This window comes from Bacillus sp. FSL K6-2865, assembly GCF_040311405.1.
Classification (GTDB): Bacteria; Bacillota; Bacilli; order Bacillales; family Bacillaceae; genus Bacillus; species Bacillus velezensis.
In genome coordinates this window covers 1,880,005-1,898,743 of the sequence record NZ_CP152036.1, presented here as the reverse complement: position 1 = coordinate 1,898,743, position 18,739 = coordinate 1,880,005, and the positions used below count along the sequence as shown (strand labels likewise).

Genomic DNA, 18,739 nt, shown 5'->3' with positions numbered 1-18,739 from the left:
TAAACTCTCCATCACTCATAGTCAATCAACATTTTATTCATATGTATCAATTATCAATGTTAGTGTTTTATCTTCAAAATTAACTTGATATGTGCTACAACGAACTTCTGCTGTTAAATGATTGTCAATTACAAATTCTTCACCTAGTTCGGCCTCAAAATCTTGCACCAACTTAATATAATCTCTTAGTACATCTTCACTACTTCTATGAATAGTAATACTTGTATTTAAATCTCCCAATTCTATACTCCCGCAGACAGAAGCTAAATCCTCATAGCTCGCGTCTAACTTTACGCCGTTAATGATTACAACCCCGTTACTAATACCTTCTATTTCATTTCCACCTATTAAATGAGCCACTATCATAGTGTCACTTCCCTTCTGATTAAAAGTACGATTTTATGTAGACCTAGAAATTTTGTAAGTATTTACTGTTCTTGTAACTTTAGTATAACATGATCACTTTAAGTGATCAATATCTTTTTAATCTTTTTTGTAAATCAACAGCTCATGCAGCTCAATGTCTAAATATGTACATACTTTATCAAGCAGATCCCTTGGATACCGCTCCATTTCGTCATGATAAAGCTTCCTAACTGTGTTAAAACCATGGTCAATATCATTGGACAGCTTTCGAATACTGATATTCCTTTCGTCTAATATCGGCTTTAGATTTGATTTAATCAATTTAACTACCCCACATTCATTATATATGATCACTTTAAATTATCATCATATGCATAAAAAAGGTCAAGGATATACCTTGACTATGTATTAAGCCTACCAATCATCATCCGGCTCATCATGTTCGAATCCATAAAAGCCTTTAATCCACACATCTCCGCAGCCGGCTCCTTTTGTGATCAATAAGTAATGATTTCTGTTTGCATCACCATTCACCTTATCAGCCGCGCTCAAGTTCAAATGATTACCCGTGAAATTCTTTTCACTAAGGGTAAAATCATAACCTGCCAGTGTAATTCTTTGGAGTTTAAAATTTAATGTACAACCTTCAGCATTGTAAATGGTGAACCTGTATCCCAACTTAGTTGGCCAATACTCGAGATTGGTGTCATCAGCCATAAAAAAGCCCGTTTCATTCTCAGTCATTTTAAAGCTGACCTTATGTTCATCTTTTGTAATCTTGGCCAAAGTACTTCCGCTACTCAAACACCAAGTTAAAGACACAGCAGCAATGCTCAAACCTAACTTTTTCATTTCCCCACCCCCTTCTTCCAAATTATACTACATTTAAAAAAGGGGGTGGTCTATAATAGGATGTCATCACAGAGACTTTTTATTTTACTTCTTCTGCGCCATATTCAATAAAAGATTCGACATCTTCTTCGTACTCAGCAATGGCTTCTTCTTCTGTTAAACCTTCTTGTTGCATTCTTTCTTCAACACTTAATACTCTACAAATCACTTCGTAATCTTCAAACGCTTCAAAGGCTTGCTGCCTAGCAATATTAATAGCCTCGTCATAACTATCAAAATCAAAAGCTTCTTCATCTCTTGTGATATCGTTTATTGAACCGCCCACGCCATAGAAAAGTTTATATTTTGTCATGTTGACCTCTCCCATTCGATAATTTTATTTTCATCTTGTAAATTAAGTATACAACGACTACTTAAAATAGTCAATAATTTATTTTATATTTATTCTTATTTTTCAGCCTTAAATTTAATAAGGTCTCCTCCTGGGTAAAATTAAAATATTCACATCTCCAAACCTACCTCATAATTTCTGTATTTTCCTACCTGCTTCTTTTCCATGATTTATATCGGTACTTAGCCTAGGAAATGAAACTCCTTCTTTATCTGTGTTCACCGTGATACAGCAAGATATACATGTATCTATGAGTATCTATGTGTGTCTATATATATCAATATCATCATAAATCACACAAAAAATTATATAAAGAACAAAAATATTCATTTTAAAGAACATTTCTTCCATTTTTATGATATAATCATCACTGCTTATAGGCAGCCTTACTGCTTATTCGCCATATGGTATAGGAAAGAGGTTCTTTTAATGAACGTAAAACACTCTAATTGTTTCTTTGTTATCAGGCTGTTTGCTGCTCTGTGTGTGCTGGTTGGTCATGCTACAAGAGATCTAAACATTTCTGTCTTTGGTTACACCCCAGAGAGTAAAGCAATATTTCACACCGGCATATCAATTTTCTTTTTTCTAAGCGCATTTTTTCTTTTCACTTCTTATGAGAGATCCAAGCTTAAAGGAAATAATATAACCGATTTTTATTGGAGCCGAATCATTAGAATTGCCCCTGCTATATACACCTATGCTCTTGCCTCCACTGTACTGTTAATTGTTCTAGGAGCTCTTTCATTCTCAGTATTCACTGCTAAAGAGTACTGGATATGGCTTCTGAGCAATCTTGTGCTATACCCTCAATACTTCCCTGACATATTCCATCATATTGGCACAGGTCGCCTTAACGATTCACTTTGGACAATTCCTGTTCAAATTAGCTTTTACTTGGTGTTACCCGCAATTTATTGGTTTTATAAACGTTTCGGATTCAAAAAAATGATTCTTTGCTCTTTTGCTGTTGCCACCTTCAGTGTGTTGGTTTCTTTCATAATTTTAAAGTTCTGGCCTGGCAGTATGTTCGGTAACCTGTACTTACATTCTTTCCTGCCACAGATGTTTTATTTGACATTAGGCATCTTCTGGGCAAAGGCATGGAGCAAGTCGCCGCAACATAATGTTTTGTTTTTATCTTCTGTTATTTTATTTTTACTTATTAAGGTAGACCCCATACATCTTAGTTCAATAAACAGCACACTATGGAGCTTTTTATGGTTTGTGCCTTTGAGCTACGCAATCATTTGGTTCGGTTACAATGGGCCGAAGATATTGTGGCAGCTGAACCGGTTAGACGATATCAGTATGGGAATTTTCATATGGCACATGGTGATCATCAACATCTTCTTATACACTGGAATTAATAAAACATTGTCTGATTACCCGCTGATTATAGTTGTAATTGTTGTCACTGCTGCAATCGCATTTCTTTCGTACAGAATAGTGGAAAAACCTGCTCTTAAATTACGTAATATCAAGAAAAACAAACCAGTCAAAACAAGGATTGCGAGCTAACTGCAAGGGCTGTTCTTATGTAGGCAGCCCGAATCCTATTTAGCATGAAATGGTGTTTTTATTTAAAATAGGCTTTGGAATACTAACGTTTCATCCAATAACTTTGATATTTTCGCTTTCACATGATGGACAATCTCCATCAAAGTCATCGCCAATCCATTTATACCCACACTCTTCACACTTGATCAGTAGCTCATCCATTTTATCTCCCCTTTTCATTCTGTTTCGTAAACAACAGATGTCTTTTCATTTTCTTTTACCGTCTGTTCCACAACAAAGCCTGTATTATTAAAAATTTCTCTATAATCTTTAGGATTATGAATGACATAATGCTTAAACCCAAGTTTGTTTGCTCTCTCATTTGCCAGGCTTCAATTTGTATAAACTCTCCCAGTGGCTCAACACATGCTACTTCGTACATGCAGTCGTCATAAGTATTGAGTAGAACCTGTGTTTCCTCTGTTATTTGCCCTTTGTCCATCATCTCTTGCAATGAATCAATCAATTTTTTAACCTTCATGGTTATTATATTTCCCCTCTCTTTAGCTACTCAGTTGGCCTAATTAATCGTTCAATCCCTTTTACATAATCAAAAAAGTCGTCTTGATCGTCAAGAATGTCGAACATGTCATGGTCGCCTGTAAAAAGCCATTGTGGATTCTCACCATTTGTTTGAATCTCCATTATAAAGGTGGTATCGCCTTCTACAATATCTTCATCTTCTTCGATCTCATAATGATACTCAATCAATTTTTTTAAAGCTTGACTATCTTTTATTTCTTTTGAATAAAATGTTAACCCCTGATCTTCATACTCTTTTAATTTAAAGCCATTATCCAGTAAAAATTGAAGGACGTTTTCATTTAAAGTTGTCATAATTATTTCATCTCCCATTCAAGAATTTAAAAATACTAACAACCTCCTGCATAAGCAGGAACGCTCAGGGCTTAATGCGGTTTATTCTCCCCCTGAGGAGCTAGATAACACGGGCAAGTCTTTCACGGTATAGTTCGGTTGTAACTCGACTATCTTCTATATCGAACAAAATCGTTCTCTTATCTTTTCCCATTGCTTCTGCTAGAGTCTCTATTTCATTTTGAGAAAAACTATTTAAAGTGTCCTGTCTATTCTTTGTTATATACTCTGAAACTTCTATTAGAGTCCCTTCGAACATCACTTCGCCGAATTTAGATACTGTACAAATATTTTGGTTTCTTTTAAAGATTGTGTATCCGTTAATCTCTTCTTTTTGATTGTTGCTGATCTCTTTAATTTGATTGACTAATGTATTCATTTCTCGTTCCCTCATTTCAATTTTTTCTATACTTTTATTATACATTGACTACTTTAAATAGTCAACTGTTTTTGGCAGGTATTTGCTTATTTGGGATGGTATGAAACTGCTGTTTTATTTTGATTCACTTATAACTATTTCAGTTGCTGTAGCGTTTGTCTTGCTTTTTCTAAGTAAGCATCATCATTAAAGATTCTATACAAAGTCATATAATCATTATGTTCATCAAGAATTTGGTCTACTGTTCTTGTCTCTTTGAAAATACACTCCTTTTCAGTAGCTTTTTCTGTTTCTGCTTTTTTGGATACATCGCTGCTCTTTTGTTCGATTTCCCCTGATTGCTCTAAAAGCTGAACAATGTCCATGCCAACTTTGTAATTTCTTTTGCCAAATTGGATGGTGGCCTCGCCCCAAAACATTTGATAATCAACCAGTATCCCTTGAGATCCTTTTTTCTTTAAAACTCTGTCCCCAGAAATCGTTGTGTGATTTTCTGTTAATATAACAGTACTTCCAATTAGATTATGAAGTTCTTTTTGAGACAATTTTTTAAGTGTTGTTTTCATTTTAAATATCCCCATTCTGTTTAAAATATGCATTTTATTTTATTTTATTTTTATCCTTGAAATATGTATGCTCCGCTGTTGTTTTAACTTGATTTAAGTATAGCATGACCATTTTAAATAATCAATACTAATTTTATTTTTATTCTAAAAGTGCGTATTTTATTATGATGTAAGCATGAGAAGCTTCGATGTATCCAGGATATAATAAGAAGCGTTATTTACCGTTTCACTGTAAGATTGCGCACCCTCAAAATCATTAATTACGTCTTTTTCTTCTGCTGTCATATCCTGATATTTCACTTTGCCATATGAAGGAGGAAGCCAATTTTTCTTTTGACTGCCAAAGATATTAAATTTCTTCAGAATTTCCATATCTTTAAACTCGATGTGACATGTTCCTTTTTTATAGAAAGTTACATAGAAGTACTTTAATTCTATTTTTTTCGTTTCACCGTAATGCTTAGCTAGTTTTATAGTTTCATCAATGTTTATGTCTTCTGTTAACCCATTGTCAAGGTAATTGAAAACTTTTTCGATATCTTTTAACTTTTCTAAGACCTTGTAGTCTGTTGGACTATAGTGACCGAGCCAACTACTATACCCGTTTAGTGGAATAATTATTTTTTTATTAATTTTATATGATTTATTTGTTTTCCACCCATTATATAAGTGCACATTTTTTGATGATTCATCATAGTAATGCTTGTGGCTGAATTCTTCAAAAAGATTAAGTATTGTATCTTCTACGCCTTGGGTCATCTCTTTGCTCATCTGAATTCTTAACGTATAGATATTGAATAAAGAAAAATCATAGTCTTTCAATTCCTCAACGTGCTGCAAGTACTTTTGTTTCAGGTTGCTTGTGAAGAGCCCCATAAATTGATCATTGTTAAATAACGTATTCCAATACTTCGCCCTAATTTGTTTTATATATGCATTCTCTATGTCATTTTCTTCGGTATTCTTATCAATTAGCAGCTTCAATATTGGAGTACTGTCATCATTGAAACTATGCAGCATTAATGGTTTTAAACTGTTATATTCATTGATTAATTTTAAACCCGCTTTGATTTCATAATTGAACTGTTCTACAATTCCTTTTATAAAGTCTGCATTCACTAACTGTGTTGCTTTATAATCGGCACTAATTTTATGGGACTCATCTTTTTTCAATTCTTCTATTAGAACGCTGTTATATTCTTGTTTTTCAATGCTTATGTATATTAACGCCGTTTCAACTTCTGTGCTTCGATCTGAGTTCGAAAAAGCGTTTTGAATGTATTCAACTTCTGCATTTATTTCCTCTAGCTTACGTATAAGAAATTTCCTGTCATTTGAATACGGATTTTTTAATGTTTCGGCATTTAGTAAGCAAACAATTTGGCCGGATCTTTGTTGCTTTTCAATTAATTCAATCGCCTTTAATAAATGTTTAACACCGTTACTAAAAGGTGGATTCATAAAAATCAAATCATACTTCTTGTAAGTGTTAAACGTCAGAAAATCATCTGCAATCACTCTGTAATCTTTGCCTTTAAGTATGTGTCGTAAGTTTTCATATTGTTCAATTGTATCAATGTCATATTTCGAATTCCTTCTATAGTTGCTGGTGTTTTTAAATTGAGTATAAATGGCTTCTACTAAGTTTCCTTTACCTACTGACGGCTCCAGAACAGAGTTAATGTACTTCCATTCTACTTTAGATGTCATTTTTCGGATTAACCGTGGTGGTGTTGGATAAAAATCCGGATTATCTTTAAACATTTTTTGTTCTCCCCTTTTTAGGGAATGAGATGTTTCCCCATCCCCTCATTAGTTTATAGATTAGGCTTATATGTGTTGATTATTGGTTTAAAGCTTTTTTTATTTAAGTAACCTAAAACCTCATCAAATTGTCTTTTGTCACAAGAGTAGTACTTACTATGAATTATTTTCATTCCATCTGGTCTAACCTCTACATTATTCAATACTGTTTTGGGCAGCGAGTGCCACCCTTTGAACATCAATAATTCTGAATAGAATTGACGATCATATAATTTTCTTTTACTTTCAGGCCGGTATGTCAACTTGACTGCATTATCATATTGGGCATATTTAGTCGGCCGGTAACTGTCATACGTTATTCTTTCAGTAATTAAAGATCCAAGATCAGATATGTAAAACAGTGTATATTTTTCACCTTTTTCAAGTTCAGGATTTTTAAATTGTTCTTGAATGCTGTCAACTTCATGGAGAATTCTGTATAAAGCAATTTTTAATTTTTCTGCATCTGCTTGTTGGATAACGTTTTTACTCAAATGTAAATTATTCAATTTCAATTTTTCTTTAAGTGAAGTTTTATATGCGTCCCAGTTTTTATTATTCCAGGTTGCAAATATATTTAATTCTTCAATGACTGAGTTAGAAAGATCTTCTATTTTTCCCGCTTGATATTTTAACTCCTGCAATTCTTCTTCTTTTAACGCTTGCTTATGAGAAATCGCCTTTTCAATTTTTGCATTATCCACTAAGCCAACATATCTCGCATAAGAATGGCCTTGAGCGTCTATAATAAATTGCAATTTCCCTCCGTAGTACGCTCCTACGCCATATAAATTCCATTTGACTGTGTTCTTTTCAAGATCGTCCATATTGTAATAATCAATCATTGAGTTGATTCTGTTGTCTTCTGTAAAACTTCCACCGGTTTCGGCAAGAAAATCAAAATCATTTAAAAGCAAGTTAGAAAAGTTGTTTAAAGCTTCTTCAGTATTGAAATGTACTTCTTTTGTAATTTTCACATTTTCAAGTCTGTAGTCACCTTTAGCAACCTCGTCTTTGTATTGATCAAGTGTTTGATTTTTGTTTAAGTTGGCAAACTGTGCATCAATAACAAAATACTCTTGATCTTCATTCAGTTGTTTTACTACAATGCTGCTATAGATATTTTCGGCTTGTTTCTTTTCTTCTTTTTGCCGTCTCTTATATTCAGCATTTTTAAACTCTTGCTCTTTTAAATATTCCTGAAGTTCTTTTTCTTTTCTCGCTTTCTCGGCTCTTTCGAATTCTTCCATCTTTGAATCAAACAGATTCATATCTTCTTTAATTTCTTCTGTTTGTTCTGTCACTGTGTATTCCCAATCTAATGAAACACGACCATAGAAATTGTAACTGCCTGCGTAATCAGTGTATGGATCTGCTGGGCTGTAGCAATGGCGATAATTGTTTAAAAGACTGTTGCAATAATCATAAATCGCAGTCAAATAAGCTGAGCCTTTTTCATAAGGGCTTGCTTTGATTTTGATGTTAATAGTGCTATGTAAATAGCTTCCCCCAGTAGTAACAGAGAATTTGCATTGTGGGAAACGTTGTCTTATATGCTTTCTTATTTCCTTTGCCATTTCTTTTACTTCTTGTTCCTTATTTACTTCTAATTCACTCCATTGTGTTGCATCCCACAGACTCATATTTACACCCTTAGCTTTCTTTTTGGTTTTTGTGATTGTTTTAGAAGATGAGATTTCTTGTTTAGTGACACCATTAGCGACCTGCATTGATTTTTCTGTCCGTTTGCTCCACCAACATTTTTTGAATCCAGAGTATCGAAAACCGTTTGATTTAAGATGAGTTAAAACCTCTTGTTCTGGTTTACTATCAAAATAAAGTTCAATTCCGTTTAACTCTTCGTTAATTCTTAAAACAGCTGTCATTTTCAACCTCTCCATTCTTTATTACAATTTTATTTTTATTCTAAATGTATGTAATCCTTTGACTTGATTTAATTTTAACATGATCACTTTAAATATTCAATAGTTATTTTATTTTTATTCTAAAAAAGAAAAACATATTATCGAGGTTCAGCTTGCTGAAACGAGACGGCCGTAAAGGCACTTTCTTTACGGACGAATTTATTATTTTTTATTTAATTATTACCCCTCTTCCCCTTTAAGGGACACACCCTTCAAACCCTTGGGACAGTTGACTTTTTTTTGTGATTTATTGCTTTATTTGCAATAAGGTTTATAAATCATTATTTAACCAATCAATTAACATTAATCTCATTCTTCTTGATGGAATATAAATTGAAATCGAATCATTATTTCTTATGCTGCTTCTCCATATCCATTGAATCATCTCTGAAAGGGCAAAATAAGTCTCATCAACTTTAATACCCTTAGAGCTAAAGTATTCAACTAATAAGGGATTACAATAACGATTAATAGCATAAACTAGTGTATTTTTATGACTATGTTCATTTGTAGACCGGATATTACATGGTATGAATCCCTTAGTATATCCCTTGCCTGAAAGCCTTGGTTTATAATCAATAAACGTTGTCCACATATTAAAGTTTGATTTAGACTTACATATGTTCTGAAAATAATTCAGGATATTATTCTGCAGTCGCTTATGTAAAACCCTTTTATTTCTGTACCATCCTTTTGATAAAGAGTACTTTTCTTCACCGATTTTATTAAGATCACCATCATATACATTTATATTGATTTTAATTTTATTCTTAATGTGCTTATTGGCTGCTGAATCATAAGGCACACACTTATATTTTCCCTTATCTTTTTTAATCATATATTTCTCATAAGGAATATTGTTTAAATCATAATAATACTTCTGCAACTGTCCATCGAACAGATATGTTAAGTTGTATACCTCTTTAAACAATTTGAATATGTCAGCAGGGAAGTTCCAAAGTATGACTGAATCATTATGTAATATTAAGTTGTTATTTAATGCAAGCTGTTTCAAGTGTTTAAACTCTCCATCATATTCCCTTTGCATATTCTTTTCTTGCTCCATGTTCCAGATTATCCGATCGTCTTTGTTAATTATCCAGTTATTTTTAAATAACATATCCAGGTCATCTGCAGATATGTTTAACTGCTTTACAACCTCTATTGCCTCGTCTAGTATCAAAGTATAATTACCTGAATAGATGAGTTCTTTTGTTGTCTCATTTGCCATCTTAAAGAGTGCGTGTGTAGTTGCTATATTCTTATTATCTGAAAGGTGCTTATGTAACGAATCCAGTTTATAAAATGTTTCTCCGTTTACGCTGTGTATCTTAGGTTCAATAAACTTCTTATCTGGACACGCTTCCTTGATCCTCTTTACCTCATCAAGATAAGGTGTAATAAAAATAAACTTATCGTCTGTAGGTGCTTCATTCATTTTTTGTATCATGTAACTTGTCTTACCTGATCCCATTATAGAATCAATTATTTTAATTTTATTCATAATAAATATAAACTTCCCCCTTTAATATTAAAAATAAAGGAACGGATAAATATTTTACCGCTCCTTCTCATATATGAAATTCAATTGTTGATTCTTTCTTCAAGATCATGAATACGTCTTTCAAGTCCAGAAAATTTCTTATCATTGTATCGGTGGTCACTTTCAATATTCTTGTTAATAATCTTAAGCATGGATACAACCTCTTCAGGTTCATTTTCTTCGATCCGTTTAACCGTTTCTTTAATATCCTTAACGTCCTGCTTAATTGTGTTAATATCCCTGGAAAGTTGCTGTATTGCTTCAAGGATCTTTTCCATTCCGCTCACCTCTAATAAGCTTAGTATAGCATGATGTTAGCTAGATTTGTTTACCTTCTTTTGGCGTATACAAAGTAAGCAATCCATAATAAAATGATGATGATACACGTTACTATGAAGATACCTGTAATAAGCGACTGTGTTCCGCTGCTGAAGTAATCTTTGATGAAGAGGAACAATAAGAATAAAACAATAAATGTTATGTTCGTAAACCATAATGAGAATCGTTTCATATTTACAATGTGCTTGTCCATGTTATAATATGGGTAGTAACTAAAGGGGAACTTAATCCCCTTTAGCGTGTTATCTGCGTATACGTTGGCGTTGTCTCTTGCTACGGAGGCGCTTGCGTGTACGCTTTTTCTTTTTGCTTTTCTTATTCTTCATCAGGTTTTGAATCTTCTCAGCTATCGTTAAACAGTTGATGATTAAAACCGTGATAGGAATAAGGAAAGCAATTGTTATACCCACTTTCTCAAGCACTCTTTTCACCTCCTTTCCTATAACTCTATTATAACACATTTTTCCTACAAAGTCATTTTATTTTTACTCTTAAAAAGGATTTTTTCAAATTATTTCGGACATTATTTATGGGTGTTTATAGGCTGTATAAGGCGTGTATGTGGATTGGACACCCAATGATACTATGATTAATTTAAAATTGATTCTAGGTGTATTAGAATGCTTCTGATGGTGTTGTTAGTGTGTTATGGGATGGATATATGATGATGTGTGGTGAAGGAATTGGATGGAGATGATTAGGTAAGCTGAGGATCTGTAATGTTGTAGATGTAATGAGATGAGGGAATATGATTAGAGTGAATATAAAATAATTATATAGATGAAAAATTGTATAGGATAGATAACACTTCGATTCATTCCCTTTCGTTATACACACGATTATTTTTAATGAATGGGTATTCACTTTTGAATTGACCGCTTTATTATTTTTTCAAAAATAATATTGTTTTTCATTTGAAATTGTGTTAATTGTGCAAATTTATCAGCCAAATCATAAAAAACCCTACATAACGTATCTTATATAGGGAATTCAATACCAATATATAGGGGGTATATTAACATCTAAAGGCCAAAAAACAGGAACAAATGTACCCCTAGCACTTCCATTTCCACACCAAACTTATTTTTTCACTTTCCCATTTTTCAGCCTATTTTCGCATCGTAATCGCTATCGTAAAAGCCTATAATATCAATGTTTTTCCACCCCTCATTCTCCCCTTTTTCATCAGATTTTTAACTCAACGACCACTTTTCCTCTCTCCTGCCTACGTTTTACGATCACAAAACACCTAGTATCCCCTTGGACAGCTCTAAATCATTGCTATATCAACGGAATAACCCTTTCCGATCTTCATTTACGATAAGCACTTTTTTAGCTCACGATCACCAAGGGGGGTCATTAAAAACCAAAATAAAAAAGCCACCTTAGTAGGCAGCCTCCTTTAAAATTAGCGCTTTAGTCTCTTCAGTGCCTCCATATACGAGGTCTTTTTCGATTCTCTGTTCTCCAGTTTCTTCGGTTTAAATAAATCCTCTCTACGTCGATTCTTAGCTTTATAAATAGTTGTTTCTTTAATGTCAGTGTTCCCATTTTCAATTAAATCATCTAACCGCTTCATCCGCTCATTGATCCAGTTTAATCCACTAAGAATCGTTATCGCCCTATTCCCTTTATCATAATGTCCTTTAAATAAGTCTAAGGGCATCTTGTTATCAAAGACATTAAACAGCTCATTATACGATACATGCTCCGTTAAGAACTCATGAACATCCAGAATAACTCCAGCTCTCATCACATTTGTAAACTCAACTGGAGTGAATATCGAATTGTTCCATGATTTCTGTATATCTTCATGCAGCTTATCAAAATACTTGCCCTCATTTGTAAATTCAGTGAGGTCTGTTTGAGCAATAGTCATGATTCCTGGTGTATCAAAAAGCTGATTTAAATCCTTCCTGTCTAAAGTGCTGATTTTTGATCCTCTGTCTGTGTAATTGAGCAAAACTTCAATTAAATCAAGGAACATCTTGTTTGTTTCCTTGTATAGTCTACTCTCAGAAATCTTTCCTTCGTATTTACTCAAAACCATTTGATTATCCAAAGGTAAAACACATGTTTCTGGCATAGATAAGTCATCAAGTAGCTCCAGTGAATTCATCTGGTTAACCAACACCTCATTATTGTCAGGAAGGATTGGTACAGCCACTATTGTTTTATGTGTAAGACATTCGTTTAACAATTCTAATAATATAGGAGCTACCCCTGAACCGGTTCCACCAGCTGCAGAGAAAACAACAAAAATAACTTGTACTGAAGGTTTTTCCATTGTATTCTTTATAAACTCAATTGAGGACTCCCAGTTATTTTTCATATGTTTCGCTGCTGCGCTTCTGTCTTTACCTACTCCTTCTGTCCCTACCAGATGAAGCTTATCTTGAATATTGACCAATGAATTAAGGTCTGAACGTGAATAATTTATTGCGACAGAATGAAATCCTCTCTTCATCGCTTCATCTGCTACACTTCCACCGGCCTGACCAATTCCAATAAAGCCAAACATTAAACCCTCTCCCCTTCTAATTGATATCTCAAAGCTTCTTGTCCATATTGAGTAATAAAAGCTGTATGCTCTTTACTGTTTTTAACTATATTAATAAACTGCAAGGCCTCTAAACGATCTATGCTCTTTCTAAAGGTAGCATCAGTTAACTGAGTTTTTGCTTGAATGGTTTTCTTCCTAATTGATTTAAACTTTAAATCAGCCCCTTCATCGCTCAATAAGCCTAGAATATACAAATCATTTCGAGTTAAGTTGTCAATGACTAAATCAAAATAAGTATCCATGTGACCCCTCCTTAATATCTTGTGATTTTGAAGTATCTTGGTTGATCTACGATTATTATATTGTTTATTTGTATTTAAATGCAAATATTTTTGTATCTTAATGCAAATAATCACACTCTGCTTGTATGTAAACCAGTCATTTTATAAAATTTATTCAAACAGCAAAAGGATGATTTAAATGGAGTATAGGGTTAAAAGTAAGTTGGATCAGTTTCTAAGCAGCAAAGGTATCGAAAAAGGCTGGTTAGCAGATCAAATAAAAGCTGAAAGAGCAAGCATATCTAGATGGTGTAAAAATGACAGCGAGGGATTTGCAACCGTCCTCCCTAGTACATACAATCTTTTATTGATGGCACATATTCTAAATTGTAAAGTTGACGATCTTTTTGAATTAATCGAAATTAAATCCAATTAACTTTGGATTTTTATGTTTACAAGAGTAAAAATAAAATATATAATAAAGACACAACCACATGAAGTGGTCTTTATTTTAATTATTTTAAGAGTAAAAATAAAATAGTATGGAGGTGTAAAATGAAAAAGCAGTATTTATTTAGTCATTTAATGGGGTTTATTGAAGGAAAAGTAGTCGATGGGACAGCAACACCCGAAGAAGAATACCTTTATCAAGATTATAAATGGTACGGAAAAATTAATAAGCAAAGCTTTACATATCGAAGTTTAGTAAATCAATATCTTAATAGCGAATATTAAGCACTTTTAGAGTAAAAATAAAATAAACGGAGGGGATTGATTGAAAAGAAAAAAAGATGGATTGTCTAAGCAAGTTCACATATACAGCGTAGACACATCAGCATTTTACAATGACAAAGAAAATTCATTACATAATAAGATTTTGAAGTCTTATAGATACAGAGATTATCTTAAAACATTAGACAATGTAAATAATAAACATAAGAAATACATATCACATAGAATTACATACCTTAAAGAGTGCCTCTATTCTGCATTCGAAGAACATAATGACATAAGAACACTTCGAACTGATAGTTTAAGAGACAACAAAGTGATTTCATTATTTGATTCAGTGTTGACCCGTACATTAGGGATTAAAGAAAACACCCTGTCAGAGGAAATCATGGTTGTACAAACTTATCATTTTGAAGTATTGAAGGACATTATTGATCAAGGATTTTTACATAACAATGAAAAATACGTTTATTTCACGAGCAGCGCCGGTCAAATTCGTACAAAGAAGTCATGTTTCATTAAAAAAAGTACCTACGATAAGTATCAGGATGCTTTGACATGCGGCCTGAGTATTGAAAAGATCAACTCCCTTGGTGGTAGTAGCATTAACAAATGGAATAGCTATATGGCCTTATCTAACAGCGCCAGTAGCCCTTGGGAGATTGATATTGATAAAGCTATTGTTGTCAACGACTTAGAAACTGATGTGTCGAGTCTCGTTGACTATATTGATCGAGATACCTACGAGATCACACGAAAAACAATGAACATTCCCATTGAGCATACGGATGGTTGCGGAATGATTCTCCCCACTCTGAGTAGCAAAAGCTTCATGGTCAGACTCCCATGGGTAAAGGGTTTATTAGTCCCTTTTGATTTTCGTAAATTTGCTGAGGAAAACAAAGCTTTTAAAGTAACTGATATATACGGCAAGGAATGGGACGTAGTGAAAGATGATGTTCAAATTATCTTCACTAAAAGCCAGTTTAAAATGTGGAAGTATTATTCATCGTGGGAAGAATATCAATTCAACTATAAAAAATATGGATGCTTAGGGGCTAAACTCAACGAAGAAGACCCTTCTGTTGAAGGTAAGCTCACTTATCAAATGCTCCAGACACTTACAGATATTTCCGATGAAGAATTAATTCAAATGAGCTCAAAGACTGTAAAAGAGATTACCACATTGGGAACTGACAAAGAAACCATGTTAAGAGTTCTTGGAGCTACGGAGAAAAAGAAACATCGGACAGCTCTTCAGGACGCTTTACTTCTATATCCAGAACTTCTTAACGATGATCACACGAAAGAAATTATTAAAAATAAAAAGAAAAGCATGATTAAAGATGCCAAATCAGGAAAATTGCTTGTTGATGGTGCACGTTATACATACTTATGCCCTGATCTATATGCTTTCTGCGAAAAATTATTTCTGAACATCCAGAATCCAAAAGGACTGCTTTCAGGAAGCGATGTCCATTGTTCTTTATATGATGAAGGGTATATTGATATCCTCCGCTCCCCTCACCTATTCAGAGAGCATGGTGTTAGGTGGAACAAAAAAGATGAGAAATATGAAAAGTGGTTCATTACCCCAGGCGTTTACACAAGCATTCATGATCCGATATCTAAGTTGTTGCAGTTTGATAATGACGGGGATAAGGCCTTAATTATTTCTGATGAGTTAATCGTCAATATTGCCAAGCGTAATATGGAAAACATCGTTCCGTTGTATTATGAAATGTCAGTAGCCCAGAAACAAGAGATTAATAGCAGGAACATCTATGAAGCATTAACCCTCGCTTACGGAATTAATATCGGGGAGTACAGTAACAACATCACTAAGATATGGAACAGTGACAATATAAATCTGGACGTGATCAAATGGTTATGCATGGAAAATAACTTTACTATTGATTTTGCAAAAACCTTGTTCATGCCTACCCGTCCTGATCATGTTGATGAAAAAATCAAACATTACATAAAAAATAAAGTCCCCCACTTCTTCATCAACGCAAAGGATAAAGAAGAACATAGCGTTGAGTTTATTAATGAAAGCACAGTAAATAAGTTAGACTCCATTATCCCTACAGACCGAATTAATTTCGCAGCTGTTGCAGGAAAGTTCGATTATCGCTTCCTGCTCAAGAACAAGGAGATTAAGTTGGACGATGCAATTATTAGTGAATACAAACGATTAGACCAGAACAAGAAATGGCTCATGAATAATGAAGACATTAAGCCTGGACAAAAACTTTATGTTTATAAGGTCATTAAAGACAGATTATTGAAAATTCATAGCGACGATCAATATGTTACTGATGTTTTAGTTAAGCACCTATACAAAAAAAAGAGCAAGTTTAAAACAACTTTGTGGGAGTGTTTTGGAGAACAGATTTTGTTAAACTTAGAGTACAATTTTAAAAAGTTTAATCAGTGCGGAGGGTGTGGAAAATTATTCAGACCTGTAACAAATAGACATAAAAAGTGTCAAAATTGCTCTAAAATTGAGCGAAGGGATTATCAAAAAAATTTAATGCGTAAAAAGAGAAAAGAAGTTGTTAGCATTTAGAAAGTGCCCTGAGCCTTACTCCCCCAAGGGATACAGCGATTTTACCGGAAAAAGTTTAACAAAAAAAGTGCCTTGAACCCTTGATACTACTGGTCTGAAAGCCCTTTTTGAGATAATCGCCATAAGGGAGAAAGAAAGCTAATTTCCACATATAAGGGTGAGTACGTCTCCCATTTTTCAAAAGAAGCACAAACGTTACCGTAATTATACTTTAACACAAAAATAAACAATATCACTAGGAGGAATTAAAACATGAACAAAACAGAATTTGTTGGAGAAGTTGCAGAAGAATTAGGAGTTACTAAGAAAGAAGCTGCGCCTAAAGTGGAAGCAGTATTTAATGTCATCGTTGAAACACTAGCAAAAGGTGAACCAATCAAGATTCCTGGAGTTGGTACATTTGAAGTTCGTGAACGTGCAGCTCGTAAAGGGAGAAATCCACAATCGGGTGAGGAAATTGATATTCCGGCTACAAAGGCACCTGCATTCAAGGCTGCTAAAGCTCTAAAAGACGCAGTGAAAGCTTAATATATAAAGTGAAGGATTGGTATCTCTCCCTCTTTAACCTATGAATGTGGTGGCGGAATAGGTAGACGCTTAGACAAACATAAGGACGGTACTGTGAATTAGACTACGGAGCTACATAATAGTCGATTTGGCTAACGGTTGTTGAAATCCGTTCATGAGAGGTGCAAATCCTCTCCCGCATTCATCTCCTGGTTTATTAATTAGAGTTCTTTTATTGATGGCATGGGGGTGTCGTCAATAATAAGCTGATTTCTGATATGTGGGATATCAGTTCTCGGCTAATATTCATTTGTTTGAGGACTTGGAATGCTGGAGTTTCGGACAAGTGGATATTAGCCGGGTATTGCCCTATCGTGGATTAAGCTTTTTCTAAACATGTCTTCCTCACTTGCAAAGGAACAAAGCATTAAATTCGATATTGCAACTACAACTGGTCATTGTGGTTAGTCGGATAATGGTCATTTATTAGGGTTTGAGGTTACCTCGGATGCCTGCATCTTAAGGAGACAGGTAAATGGCTATTATCGGGCTAAACATGTCTGTAAGACCTTTGCTACACAAGCTGAAAAATGCTGTTTATGTAGGGTGAATCCCATCACAGTCTTATTATGGGTGACATGTAGCCTGAAAATTAATTGCGGTGTATAGCTTCGGCTTACACTTAGGTAAGGTAGATGCGTCTCCTTCCCTTTAAAGAATGCCCTTGTATGCTTTGATGCTTATTATGCGGTCACATAAAAATTTTCCGGGTTAGCGAGTCTTCTATACTCGTAAAATAAGTGAAATGGTTTTTGGGCGCTTGATCACCGCTCCCATTTCATTGAAAAGGATTATTTTCGGTCTTTCCTTTTCAATTTCACTTTATTTCACTTTATCTCCTTCAATGTTCTGAATGGAGCCTTACCTTTCCCATGCACATACTTCCTTACACGGGTCAGAGAAAACTGTGCAAAATAAACGGTGAGCGTTTGAGACGCTTTGTTTCTCAATAAGGCGTGTAACCTGACAAGAGCATTAAAAATGCCATTGAGAAGGCTTATTAGGGTCTTCCCTTCTCAAATTTTTCCTTGGCTCTCAGACTCTAAGGGCTGAGCAGTTGGCAAGCAACATAAAAACTTGATACATTTTCCGGACTACGAGAGCCGGACGTTGGCAAGCAACATAAAAACTTGATATATAAGATGTAAAGGTGATAGGAACTTTTAACACATTCAAGAAAGCGTGTATTATTTGTTGTCATAGCTCATCTGCCAGGTGTAGAAGGAGCCAGCTGGATTTCGCACAACGATAACCAGCCTTTTATGCTCATGTACCATGATGTACAAGGAGTTCCTGAAGACGTCATTATGACGTCTAATGTTATTTTCGGCTTACTTATAGTTTGTCCGACTACAAAGGTTTCAATCGCTGAACCCGTAATCAGCGTATTCCCTGTCGATCTGAAGGCTTGCGTCCCTACGTGAGCTACTGACGTAGGTGAAACGGGGTTAGAATGTAATCAGAACAAGGCCATCTAAATCGTT

The 18,739-nt window shown here is 34.3% G+C and carries 19 protein-coding genes; 5 read left to right on the top strand and 14 right to left on the bottom strand.

Annotated features, from left to right (window positions below; all coding sequences use genetic code 11):
- Window positions 1–33: 33 nt before the first annotated feature.
- From NYE42_RS09175 to NYE42_RS09160, 4 genes are all read right to left on the bottom strand, one after another.
- Complete coding sequence (locus tag NYE42_RS09175; RefSeq protein WP_342496898.1) at window positions 34–366, bottom strand: hypothetical protein; 333 nt, start codon at window positions 364–366, stop codon at window positions 34–36.
- A gap of 117 nt (window positions 367–483) precedes the next feature.
- Window positions 484–687, bottom strand: a complete 204-nt coding sequence (locus NYE42_RS09170) for a helix-turn-helix transcriptional regulator (RefSeq protein WP_014470137.1) — start codon at window positions 685–687, stop codon at window positions 484–486.
- 93 nt (window positions 688–780) lie between these two features.
- Window positions 781–1,218: a hypothetical protein gene (locus NYE42_RS09165; RefSeq protein ID WP_199022564.1), complete on the bottom strand. Its 438-nt coding sequence runs from the start codon at window positions 1,216–1,218 to the stop codon at window positions 781–783.
- A gap of 79 nt (window positions 1,219–1,297) precedes the next feature.
- Window positions 1,298–1,570, bottom strand: a complete 273-nt coding sequence (locus NYE42_RS09160; RefSeq protein ID WP_113766192.1) for a hypothetical protein — start codon at window positions 1,568–1,570, stop codon at window positions 1,298–1,300.
- 468 nt (window positions 1,571–2,038) lie between these two features.
- Between NYE42_RS09160 and NYE42_RS09155 the strand changes: the two genes are divergently transcribed.
- On the top strand, window positions 2,039–3,130 hold the full coding sequence (locus tag NYE42_RS09155; RefSeq protein WP_342497405.1) for an acyltransferase: 1,092 nt from the start codon (window positions 2,039–2,041) through the stop codon (window positions 3,128–3,130).
- A 546-nt stretch (window positions 3,131–3,676) separates the two neighbouring features.
- Here the strand turns inward: NYE42_RS09155 and NYE42_RS09150 are convergent.
- From NYE42_RS09150 to NYE42_RS09105, 10 genes are all read right to left on the bottom strand, one after another.
- A complete protein-coding gene (locus NYE42_RS09150) occupies window positions 3,677–4,006 on the bottom strand; it encodes a hypothetical protein (RefSeq protein ID WP_215532388.1) in 330 nt (109 codons plus the stop codon).
- Between the two features lie 100 nt (window positions 4,007–4,106).
- A complete protein-coding gene (locus tag NYE42_RS09145) occupies window positions 4,107–4,424 on the bottom strand; it encodes a hypothetical protein (RefSeq protein WP_215532389.1) in 318 nt (105 codons plus the stop codon).
- A 134-nt stretch (window positions 4,425–4,558) separates the two neighbouring features.
- Window positions 4,559–4,990: a hypothetical protein gene (locus NYE42_RS09140; RefSeq protein WP_215601717.1), complete on the bottom strand. Its 432-nt coding sequence runs from the start codon at window positions 4,988–4,990 to the stop codon at window positions 4,559–4,561.
- Between the two features lie 162 nt (window positions 4,991–5,152).
- Window positions 5,153–6,754 carry a DNA N-6-adenine-methyltransferase gene (locus tag NYE42_RS09135; protein WP_352426928.1) on the bottom strand — a complete coding sequence of 534 codons (1,602 nt, stop codon included), beginning with the start codon at window positions 6,752–6,754 and terminating at the stop codon, window positions 5,153–5,155.
- Between the two features lie 53 nt (window positions 6,755–6,807).
- On the bottom strand, window positions 6,808–8,679 hold the full coding sequence (locus NYE42_RS09130) for an LPD29 domain-containing protein (RefSeq protein WP_352426927.1): 1,872 nt from the start codon (window positions 8,677–8,679) through the stop codon (window positions 6,808–6,810).
- A gap of 310 nt (window positions 8,680–8,989) precedes the next feature.
- Window positions 8,990–10,222 carry a hypothetical protein gene (locus tag NYE42_RS09125; protein WP_352426926.1) on the bottom strand — a complete coding sequence of 411 codons (1,233 nt, stop codon included), beginning with the start codon at window positions 10,220–10,222 and terminating at the stop codon, window positions 8,990–8,992.
- An 80-nt stretch (window positions 10,223–10,302) separates the two neighbouring features.
- Complete coding sequence (locus NYE42_RS09120) at window positions 10,303–10,539, bottom strand: hypothetical protein (protein ID WP_053574274.1); 237 nt, start codon at window positions 10,537–10,539, stop codon at window positions 10,303–10,305.
- 303 nt (window positions 10,540–10,842) lie between these two features.
- Window positions 10,843–11,022, bottom strand: coding sequence for a hypothetical protein (locus tag NYE42_RS09115; protein WP_338706756.1), 180 nt, complete (start codon window positions 11,020–11,022; stop codon window positions 10,843–10,845).
- Window positions 11,023–12,008: 986 nt separating this feature from the next.
- Entirely contained in the window at window positions 12,009–13,121 is a 1,113-nt protein-coding gene (locus NYE42_RS09110) for a cell division protein FtsZ (protein ID WP_352426925.1), read from the bottom strand.
- A complete protein-coding gene (locus tag NYE42_RS09105) occupies window positions 13,121–13,405 on the bottom strand; it encodes a hypothetical protein (RefSeq protein WP_352426924.1) in 285 nt (94 codons plus the stop codon). Before NYE42_RS09105 ends, NYE42_RS09110 begins: the two co-directional genes overlap by 1 nt.
- Before the next feature lie 178 nt (window positions 13,406–13,583).
- Between NYE42_RS09105 and NYE42_RS09100 the strand changes: the two genes are divergently transcribed.
- The 4 genes from NYE42_RS09100 to NYE42_RS09085 all read left to right on the top strand — a co-directional run bounded on the left by NYE42_RS09100 (window position 13,584) and on the right by NYE42_RS09085 (window position 17,216).
- Window positions 13,584–13,820 carry a helix-turn-helix domain-containing protein gene (locus tag NYE42_RS09100; RefSeq protein ID WP_095353097.1) on the top strand — a complete coding sequence of 79 codons (237 nt, stop codon included), beginning with the start codon at window positions 13,584–13,586 and terminating at the stop codon, window positions 13,818–13,820.
- Window positions 13,821–13,939: 119 nt separating this feature from the next.
- Window positions 13,940–14,119, top strand: a complete 180-nt coding sequence (locus NYE42_RS09095) for a hypothetical protein (RefSeq protein ID WP_014417885.1) — start codon at window positions 13,940–13,942, stop codon at window positions 14,117–14,119.
- A gap of 40 nt (window positions 14,120–14,159) precedes the next feature.
- The gene (locus NYE42_RS09090; protein ID WP_352426923.1) at window positions 14,160–16,688 is read left to right on the top strand and encodes a hypothetical protein; all 2,529 of its coding nucleotides are present in this window, start codon (window positions 14,160–14,162) and stop codon (window positions 16,686–16,688) included.
- A 252-nt stretch (window positions 16,689–16,940) separates the two neighbouring features.
- Window positions 16,941–17,216: an HU family DNA-binding protein gene (locus tag NYE42_RS09085; RefSeq protein WP_352426922.1), complete on the top strand. Its 276-nt coding sequence runs from the start codon at window positions 16,941–16,943 to the stop codon at window positions 17,214–17,216.
- The last annotated feature ends 1,523 nt before the right edge of the window (window positions 17,217–18,739 follow it).

What these genes read in the sequence shown, in the direction of transcription:
- NYE42_RS09175 (WP_342496898.1), bottom strand. Translation starts at nt 366, where the DNA reads ATGATAGTGGCTCATTTAATAGGTGGAAATGAAATAGAAGGTATTAGT.
- NYE42_RS09165 (WP_199022564.1), bottom strand. Translation starts at nt 1,218, where the DNA reads ATGAAAAAGTTAGGTTTGAGCATTGCTGCTGTGTCTTTAACTTGGTGT.
- NYE42_RS09160 (WP_113766192.1), bottom strand. Translation starts at nt 1,570, where the DNA reads ATGACAAAATATAAACTTTTCTATGGCGTGGGCGGTTCAATAAACGAT.
- NYE42_RS09155 (WP_342497405.1), top strand. Translation starts at nt 2,039, where the DNA reads ATGAACGTAAAACACTCTAATTGTTTCTTTGTTATCAGGCTGTTTGCT.
- NYE42_RS09150 (WP_215532388.1), bottom strand. Translation starts at nt 4,006, where the DNA reads ATGACAACTTTAAATGAAAACGTCCTTCAATTTTTACTGGATAATGGC.
- NYE42_RS09145 (WP_215532389.1), bottom strand. Translation starts at nt 4,424, where the DNA reads ATGAATACATTAGTCAATCAAATTAAAGAGATCAGCAACAATCAAAAA.
- NYE42_RS09140 (WP_215601717.1), bottom strand. Translation starts at nt 4,990, where the DNA reads ATGAAAACAACACTTAAAAAATTGTCTCAAAAAGAACTTCATAATCTA.
- NYE42_RS09135 (WP_352426928.1), bottom strand. Translation starts at nt 6,754, where the DNA reads ATGTTTAAAGATAATCCGGATTTTTATCCAACACCACCACGGTTAATC.
- NYE42_RS09130 (WP_352426927.1), bottom strand. Translation starts at nt 8,679, where the DNA reads ATGACAGCTGTTTTAAGAATTAACGAAGAGTTAAACGGAATTGAACTT.
- NYE42_RS09125 (WP_352426926.1), bottom strand. Translation starts at nt 10,222, where the DNA reads ATGAATAAAATTAAAATAATTGATTCTATAATGGGATCAGGTAAGACA.
- NYE42_RS09120 (WP_053574274.1), bottom strand. Translation starts at nt 10,539, where the DNA reads ATGGAAAAGATCCTTGAAGCAATACAGCAACTTTCCAGGGATATTAAC.
- NYE42_RS09110 (WP_352426925.1), bottom strand. Translation starts at nt 13,121, where the DNA reads ATGTTTGGCTTTATTGGAATTGGTCAGGCCGGTGGAAGTGTAGCAGAT.
- NYE42_RS09105 (WP_352426924.1), bottom strand. Translation starts at nt 13,405, where the DNA reads ATGGATACTTATTTTGATTTAGTCATTGACAACTTAACTCGAAATGAT.
- NYE42_RS09100 (WP_095353097.1), top strand. Translation starts at nt 13,584, where the DNA reads ATGGAGTATAGGGTTAAAAGTAAGTTGGATCAGTTTCTAAGCAGCAAA.
- NYE42_RS09095 (WP_014417885.1), top strand. Translation starts at nt 13,940, where the DNA reads ATGAAAAAGCAGTATTTATTTAGTCATTTAATGGGGTTTATTGAAGGA.
- NYE42_RS09085 (WP_352426922.1), top strand. Translation starts at nt 16,941, where the DNA reads ATGAACAAAACAGAATTTGTTGGAGAAGTTGCAGAAGAATTAGGAGTT.